At 40.5% G+C, this 7,937-nt stretch carries 5 protein-coding genes; 2 read left to right on the top strand and 3 right to left on the bottom strand.

Features of this window, described 5'->3' with window-relative positions; genetic code table 11:
* Positions 1 to 282: 282 nt before the first annotated feature.
* Positions 283 to 3,045, bottom strand: a complete 2,763-nt coding sequence (locus D9603_RS19525) for a response regulator (protein ID WP_128732561.1) — start codon at positions 3,043 to 3,045, stop codon at positions 283 to 285.
* Between the two features lie 102 nt (positions 3,046 to 3,147).
* Positions 3,148 to 4,038, bottom strand: coding sequence for a cation diffusion facilitator family transporter (locus D9603_RS19520; protein WP_128732560.1), 891 nt, complete (start codon positions 4,036 to 4,038; stop codon positions 3,148 to 3,150).
* A 344-nt stretch (positions 4,039 to 4,382) separates the two neighbouring features.
* Here D9603_RS19520 and D9603_RS19515 point away from each other — a divergent pair, with 344 nt between their 5' ends.
* Positions 4,383 to 4,721 (top strand): GyrI-like domain-containing protein, encoded by a 339-nt coding sequence (locus D9603_RS19515; protein WP_347232151.1) that lies wholly within the window; start codon positions 4,383 to 4,385, stop codon positions 4,719 to 4,721.
* A 129-nt stretch (positions 4,722 to 4,850) separates the two neighbouring features.
* Positions 4,851 to 5,042 (top strand): hypothetical protein, encoded by a 192-nt coding sequence (locus D9603_RS22235; protein ID WP_225740808.1) that lies wholly within the window; start codon positions 4,851 to 4,853, stop codon positions 5,040 to 5,042.
* Here the strand turns inward: D9603_RS22235 and D9603_RS19505 are convergent.
* Entirely contained in the window at positions 5,026 to 7,461 is a 2,436-nt protein-coding gene (locus D9603_RS19505) for a TonB-dependent receptor (RefSeq protein WP_128732557.1), read from the bottom strand. The genes D9603_RS22235 and D9603_RS19505 overlap by 17 nt on opposite strands.
* Positions 7,462 to 7,937: the final 476 nt, after the last annotated feature.

The raw sequence follows: 7,937 nt of genomic DNA, 5'->3' as shown, positions 1-7,937 counted from the left end.
TGGTTTCAGGGGCGACTAAGTACCTTGGCGATAGCAGGACGCGGTAGCGGGGTTATCGACAAGATTTTCTCACCTCAAAATAGACCACTTAATTAAGATAATTGGTGTAATAACCACGACATTAGCTAGCGCAGCTAGTTGCAATAGGCTCTAGCGGTGCTGTCCATGTATTTGTGTAGACAGAGAAAGAACGTATTATTTTATTCTAGATGAAAGTATAAACTATACTTTCAAAGGCGTTCACTTGTTAAGCTTTATCTATGCAAACGGCAAAAATCGGTTTTATACCTTCATTTCAGTTTGCTGCCACTGTGCTAGCTTCTGATAAAGTTCATTTACATCTATAGGTTTAGATAAAAAATCATCCATCCCGGCTTGCAAGCATTTGTGCTTATCTTCCTCATAGGCATTTGCAGTGATAGCTATGATATAAGGTTCACCAAACACTTCGGGCTCATTTCTAATTGCTTTTGTGCAGCTAAAACCATCCATATTCGGCATTTGGCAATCCATTAATACTAACGCATAGCTTTTTGCCTTTATGGCAGATAATGCTTCTATCCCATCATTTACCTTGTCTAGCTTACACTGTGTCTTCTCTAGAAGCTTACCTACCACAACTTGGTTAATCATGTTGTCTTCAACGAGTAATATCGAGATCCCATTTAGCCTAGGTACCTCCACGCTTTGCTGCTCAACTTCGACTTTTTCTCCTATCTCTGTAGGAATATTGACGACAAACTCGCTTCCCACCCCAAGTTCACTACGCAACGTAATCTCACCATCCATTGCTTCTATCAACTTTTTGGTTATTGCAAGCCCAAGCCCCGTTCCACCAAATTTACGGGTTGTTGAAAGATCTGCTTGAGTAAACTCCTGAAAAAGCACTTCCTGCTGGGCTTGTGAAATGCCAATACCAGAGTCAGAAATACTTAGATTTAATCGGCTTTGTCGATATTCTACCGCAAGTATTATATGACCTTGATGTGTAAACTTACCCGCGTTATTTAACAGGTTATTGATTATCTGAGTCACTCTCAACTCGTCAAGTAAGAGGTATCGGGGCAGCCTAGGATCTTTTTCATAGCGAAACGCTACACCAAGCTTCACATTGGCGAGCTTAAATACCCCGACTAAACTATCTAGCATTTTGTGCACGTCAATGGCGCGGCGCTCAATTTTTAATGCTCCTGCCTCTATCTTTGAATAATCTAATATATCGTTGAGTATTAACATCAGGTTTTTGGCTGATTGGGCTATTATCGTTAGCTGCTCGCGCGTATTGACTGTTAGCGATTCTTCTCGGAGCAGATTGTCAGCCATACCGATAATGCCGTTTAAAGGGGTTCTAATTTCATGGCTCATGTTAGCCAAAAAGCGGCTTTTAGATTTACTTGCTGCATTAGCATCCTCTAATGCCTTGGTAAGCTCAACCGTTTTTTCAGTAACTTGTTGCTCTAGTTCACGATTGAAGTCGGTTAGCTTGGTATTAAGGCGCTCGTTTTCAATCCGTGCTTGATTTTGTTTGGTAAAGCTTAACGTAAGTTTAAAAGCAAGTTGGTTGAACTGCTGCTGCAACTCTACTATCTCAAGGAAGCTGCTGTCTGACGTTGCTGAGTTTTCGATTAAAGTAGATGGTTCATACGCTCGAATATCTCGGCTTAATGTAACTATTGGACGAACGAGAAGGCGTGTTAGTTGACGAACAAAAACAGAGCTGAGCAAAATAATAACTAACGCAAGTCCTGCAGCATACAACCAAGCTTCAGCCGCGACAAAATTGAGATATTTGCGATCGAGTAGTGTGATCACCGACCACTCGTATTGCGTTGATACAGCTGCTTGCTTGAACAATAGCTGCCCAGTTGAGTCTGAATAGACAGCCGCCTGAGTATCAAATAATGCACTTAAGACATCGCCACTTGGCATATCTAGTGTTTTAAATTCTGTCATTAATGAGCTAAAAACGACGCGCTTATTCTTATCTATAACCACCAAATTGGCATCTTGCGCAAGAATTTTGGGAATAAACCGCTCAAAAGAGCCAAATATCAACGAGCCTTCGACTATTCCGTTAAATACACCCTCTTTGTAGATCGGCGCAGAGATGGCAACAATTGGCGCTTCATCAAACCCTCTCCCTTGAAATATTCCAGATACATAGCCGCTTGGGTTATCAATAGCGTATGTAAAATAGTCTCTGTCACTCACGTTCGCAGTGACGACTTTCATCGTTGCAGCAAAGTGCAGAGGATAAAAGTGGGTAACGTTAGCTTCAGCATCAGTAACAATTGCTGTTCTAAAGTTGCTGTACGTATTAAGTAGTCGTTCAATAACGTACGCTTTATCAATACCAAGAGCCACATCACTGGCAGATATAACCATAGCACGTCGGTAAGCATCTAAATAATCATCTATTTGCGCTGTGATGGACTGAGAAGCTGCCTCTAGCTGTGTGTTAATCTCTTTCTCAATTCGCTGATAGTAATTGTTTGTTAGTACTATCGTTGTTGTTAATACCACTAACACGATAACGAGATTAACCGTAGAGTTTAAAATTTGATTAAGTGGCATGCCTTGCCACTTACTACGAGTAAAGAAAAAGCTCAGCAAATCAACGACAGCAAGACAAATACCGGCGTTAATTAAGTACTTAGCAAGCGCGGTGAAAATGACTAAAAGTGGTAGCTCTAGCGTAAAATAGCCAAAAATAAAAAGTATCGGCAAGCCGAATAAGAACCAAAAAGCCAAACCTCGTACAAAAAATGGCTTTCCAAAACGTGCGCAAACAAACTGTAGCCATAACACTTCCAGCAGAAATACCAGAGATGGCCAACAATGACCCCAGCGATAAAACAGAAAACTTGCACCAACCGCTACGGCAATCACGGCATACCGCCAGCCACACAGTAGCAACACAAACAAGACAAATAACTGACCGAATAAAAACTCTGAGCTGTCCAAAAACCAAATGGGTAGCAAGTTTGCCAAGCCACCCAAAACACCGAGGGCAATTGTTAAAATTAGCGCTTGTTTTTGATTCAAATGTCGCACCAGTTATTTATCTCGTAATATAGGTATAACAATAATACCGAATGAGTGAATTATCTAACCTATACTTCGGATAATCTATTTTAACCACACCATTTAATGGTGAGGGCAATCATGGCTTTCAATCTGAAGTACACTGTCATCTACTTTGAGTAACTTTTTAAGCGCCTCTTCCACTTCTAAACGACATGCTGAGTCATGAGATTCCAAAGTACAATGGTGCTTTAATACAATATGAGCTCCCACAACTAAGGCGCCATCTACCTTACTGATAGTTATATTATGTGCACTCTCAACATGCTCTGTATTTACAATCGTACTCTCAACATCCTTAACCGTAGGTAAAACCTCTGCTGGGGTCGCAAGCCCTTTGATACATGACCAAATCACCTTGATACCTGTGAATAAAACAAACAATGAAATCAGCATACTTGAGAGGATATCAACCACTTCCCAGCCAGTTAAGTGAATTATCACTCCAGCGATAAAAGTTGAAACTGTGGACAACAAGTCAAAGAATGAATGCAGGAACACCGCGTATACATTGATACTATCTTTACGTCCTTTATACAGTACCCAAGCCGAAGCACCATGGAAAAGAAAACCGATAGCAGCGATAATTGACATTAGATAGCTGTTAACTTCCAGCTCGTGACCACCAGCATGGTGAGAGAGCCGTTCTCCGCCTTCAAGCAAAATAATTACCGCAATAGAAAGGTACAAAATACCGTTAATTAAGCCGCCGGTGTATTCAGCTCGCTTGTAGCCATCGTTGTATGTATTTGCAAGATAAACAGCAACACTGGAGGCGATTAAAGCAATAAATAAAGAGCTGTTATGAACGAACAAATGTCCTGCATCAGCGAGTACAGCAAGAGAATTAGCATAATATGCACCAACAACTTGAATAACCATAAACGAGCATGTAATTGCAAGCGCAATCAACAGCCTGCGACGAGAAGCTTGGTGCGTTGTGATATCTGTCATGAAAGGAGTCGAGTACCTGTATAATATTGAGCGTTACATGTGCTGTATGTGTCATTTTAATTGACATTATACTCAAAACCCAACTTTACCTTATATTACTTATATTAAAAGCCCGTTGCTCGAACTAAGTACAAGTAAAGTGTGGTAAAATAGATATGTAACGGTAGTCTAGTTTTTGCTCTAAATAGCAATGATATACAGTCGCAATTGTAACCTCTTAGCCATACAATTGCACCAACAATTGAACGACTCAATGAATAATTAAGACATCTCATTTATTTCTTTAACTCTACATAGCAGCTCAAATAACCTTAGCCCTATCCTACAATCTATTTAACCGAAGTTTGTGTTTGATACCATTTTTTGGGATATATTTTGACGATCCACAAACAATAGAGACACAACAATTAAGAGCGATGGCAACTATTTTAGTACCTGAACTTCCCACACCACTACCGCCAGAGTTTAGCATATTTTCACTTCCTAAAGGGAGAACGGCAACCTTATTGCATCAAGGGGATTATGCTTCTCTAGAAACTCCGTATGAGTATCTATTTGGCCAATGGTTACCAAACAGTCACTTTGAAGCGGCAGACATACCTGTAATTGAAGAATATTTAAATGATGTTCGAGATACTCAGCCCTGCGAGCTGTTAACACGTATTAGCTGTTATTTAAACTAAACGTCGTTTGTTATACCAATTAGAGCCAGTTAACCTTCCAAGTATGTTTTTACAGCAGTTCAGTTGGTATTTATATAAGACAGAGCCTTTGTCGCATGGTTATTCTATGTGAGCCAGGCGATAAAGACTTTGCGTTCCTGCAAAGTCACCTTAACCCACAGCCCTTCGGGTTCACCCAAGTGCGCTTTATTCATTGTTGCTCGACTTTTGCTTAGATTACTAGGCGGCAAGTCGAGCGACGCGAGCAGTTATTATGAACACCCGAAAAAAAGAGGAAGCATACTTCCTCTTTTTACCAGTAAGCTTAGAACTTGTAGTTAAAGCTCAATTTAGCATTTCGCTCGTTACCTGGCATGCCACCGAGGAACATAGCTTTGCTGTAGTAGCGTTCATCCGTTAAGTTTTCTAGGTTTAGTTGAACATTAAAGTGTTCAGCATCAAACTTAACCGCAGCATCCCAACGAGTATAACCATCTATCGTTGCTGTTGGTAAACCAAATGAAACTGAGTTTATGGTTCTCTCACTTTCATAGTTAACACCAACACTATATTCGAAAGCACCGTTAAGTAACCCAACAGGTTGCGTATACTTTATCCAAGTACTCGCAAATTTTTTCGGGATCCCTTTCTTCTGACCAGAACGCGTATCAGAGCGAATTTCAACCGCATCTTGATAAGTCGCGTTAACATTCACACTAATTCGTTCATTTAGCGCTAAATTCAAATCAAGCTCGACACCTTGTGACTCATCTTCATCATCGAAGAAATACCGAGGAACACTGACATTATAATCATCACCCGGTGTATCATTATACTCAGGATTCGCGTACATCAGGTTAGTACGTTTTGTTTCAAACCATACAAGTGAGCCAAGTAAGTCTTCATCAAACGCTGTAAAACGCATACCAATATCAAGTGTTTCAGACTCTGAGTCAGGCCTATTCTTACGGTTTGCATCTGCTTCGTCCTGAAGGCTGCCCAATACGCTGTATGCAGTACGACCTTTCGCCACATTTATAAATGTAGAAAGTTGCGGCATTACCTGATAGTTGAGGCCAACATTGAATGTCATTCCAGCATCATCAGTATCTAACTCTTTACCTTCTTCAGGTGAGCGATCAGTACCTAAATGTTGATACTTCTGCTCAACTGAAGTATAGGCAAGACCCGCTCGAGCAGTTAGCGCAGAAGTAATATAAACCACTTCTTGTGCACTAATCCCGTATGCTGTAAGGGTTTTGTCATAGTTACTACGAAGCGATGGCGCGTAATCCTCAAAAGTACCTGTTGGCCAGTTTGGATTGCGAATATCTAAAATGTAAGGAACAGAGCCTTTGCCATCAGCGTCATAGGCAGACCAGCTTTGTAATCGCATATCACGATTTTCATAGTTGACACTCACTAAGTGCTCACCACTAATCGAGTCCATATCCCATGTTAATTGCAAATCAGCAAAATATTGCCACGTTTTCTCACTTGCAACCTGACGACGATACTCTTGTCGACGAGCGGCATACGGATACAGCTCACCATCAACAACTAAAGGTGCTCTTGGTGCTGCATTGATAATATCGTAGTACTCATCGTTATACTTGGCTCTGCGTTCCCAGTAAACATAGTTATAAGCACCTGTTTGACGTACAAAATCTGAATCATAGCTACGCCATAATACTTGTTGAGTCAGTTTTGAGTTGCGATTTAAATACCAGTCATGGCGTAATTTAACACGTAACTCTTCACCTTCATTTGGACGAGAGAGTGGTGAAATCAGATTGCCATCACCAAGGTCGAACGGCTTTAGGCCATCAGATGCTAAAATAGATGCAGCTAACTGAGCTCGCTGTTCATCAGTGAGTTGCTGACCAAGCCACTTTTCAGCATCGACTATATAATTGCTGTCATTGGGTAACTGATCAGCAGTTACTAGGCCTGGTGCACCATCGATACTATCCCAGTTAATAATACGAACTGGATCACCAATCGAGTCAACCTGCTGTGTATCATCAATAAAGGCTGTAGATAGTAATAAAGAATGATCACTGTTTGGATCAAACCTTAAACTCGCGTACACCTCATCACGACCAGACTCAAGATCTCTATACCCATCACTACGCTCGTGATTGGCAACTACGCGAAATGCTAACTTATCTGTAATTGCATCGGTAAAATCTACACCGATGCCATACGTATTCCACGCACCAACTTTACCGCTGATCTCAAGCGCTCGCTCAAACTGTGGTTTTTTCTCGACTAAGTTAACCACACCTCCAGCAGCACCAATACCATACAAACCAGTTGCAGGGCCTTTCAACACTTCAATGCTTTCGATGTTAGTCAGTGAACGTGTTGGGTTGAAGCTATTACCCAAGTCTGCACCACCGTACATACCATCATAAGTATAGTTTACGCCCAAACCACGAACCGTTAGCGAGTCACCGATACCATAGTTATTACCGGCTTGTGATAAACCACTGACATTGCGTAATGCTTCTTGAAGCGTAGCTGCACTTTGTGAATCCAATAGCTCTTTATCCACAACCACAACAGCTGCGGGAGTTTGCATTAGATCCATGTTTGATTTAGTCGCAGTACCTGACTGTAGAATTATTTTGTTATGTTTGCCATAAACACTAATTCGTTCAATGTCATCAGCAGCAAGTGCTGATGAACTGGCGCCTATAAGTGCCAACTTAACTGCAATACAAGATGCAGATAGCGCTGATGAGCGAGAGATTTGCATATTAGAACTCCAAACTACGCAATTGGGCCTGATACTATGTTGACTTAATACTTAAATAACTTCAGCGCGTGGTTCTGCCACCAATCGAGTTAAACTTTACCTGTTTAGAAAACTAAACAGAGATTTTTCAACTAGTTATCGATAAAATTTCATCACCTAAAAAGAGATTACGTATTAAGCAAATTAGTATTAGAGAAATAGAAAACTATTTCCATTTCATAAATTATTTATTCTGAGGGAGTGGAGTTTATCAAAACAATCGCAATGATAACAACTATCATTTACATTTTATATTTGTAATGTTTTTTGCAACAAATAGAATTGAGTAAACAAATAGATACCCATGTAATTAATCTGTATCTATTTCATAATAGAGATGGATCAAGTAAGTCACTCGTATGGTTTATTTGACCTGAGGTTTGGATAACAAATGTTCTAACTTATTGTTGCTAGAGCACAACTTGGTTTTTCCTTGT

The sequence above is a fragment of the Pseudoalteromonas sp. PS5 genome (assembly GCF_004103255.1).
Lineage (GTDB): Bacteria > Pseudomonadota > Gammaproteobacteria > Enterobacterales > Alteromonadaceae > Pseudoalteromonas > Pseudoalteromonas peptidolytica.
The sequence above is the reverse complement of the archived record's forward strand: the minus strand, read 5'-3'. Positions and strand labels throughout refer to the sequence as shown.

Bases quoted from the DNA above. Each gene is read 5' to 3' on its own strand.
- D9603_RS19520 (WP_128732560.1), bottom strand. From the start codon at position 4,038: ATGACAGATATCACAACGCACCAAGCTTCTCGTCGCAGGCTGTTGATT.
- D9603_RS19505 (WP_128732557.1), bottom strand. From the start codon at position 7,461: ATGCAAATCTCTCGCTCATCAGCGCTATCTGCATCTTGTATTGCAGTT.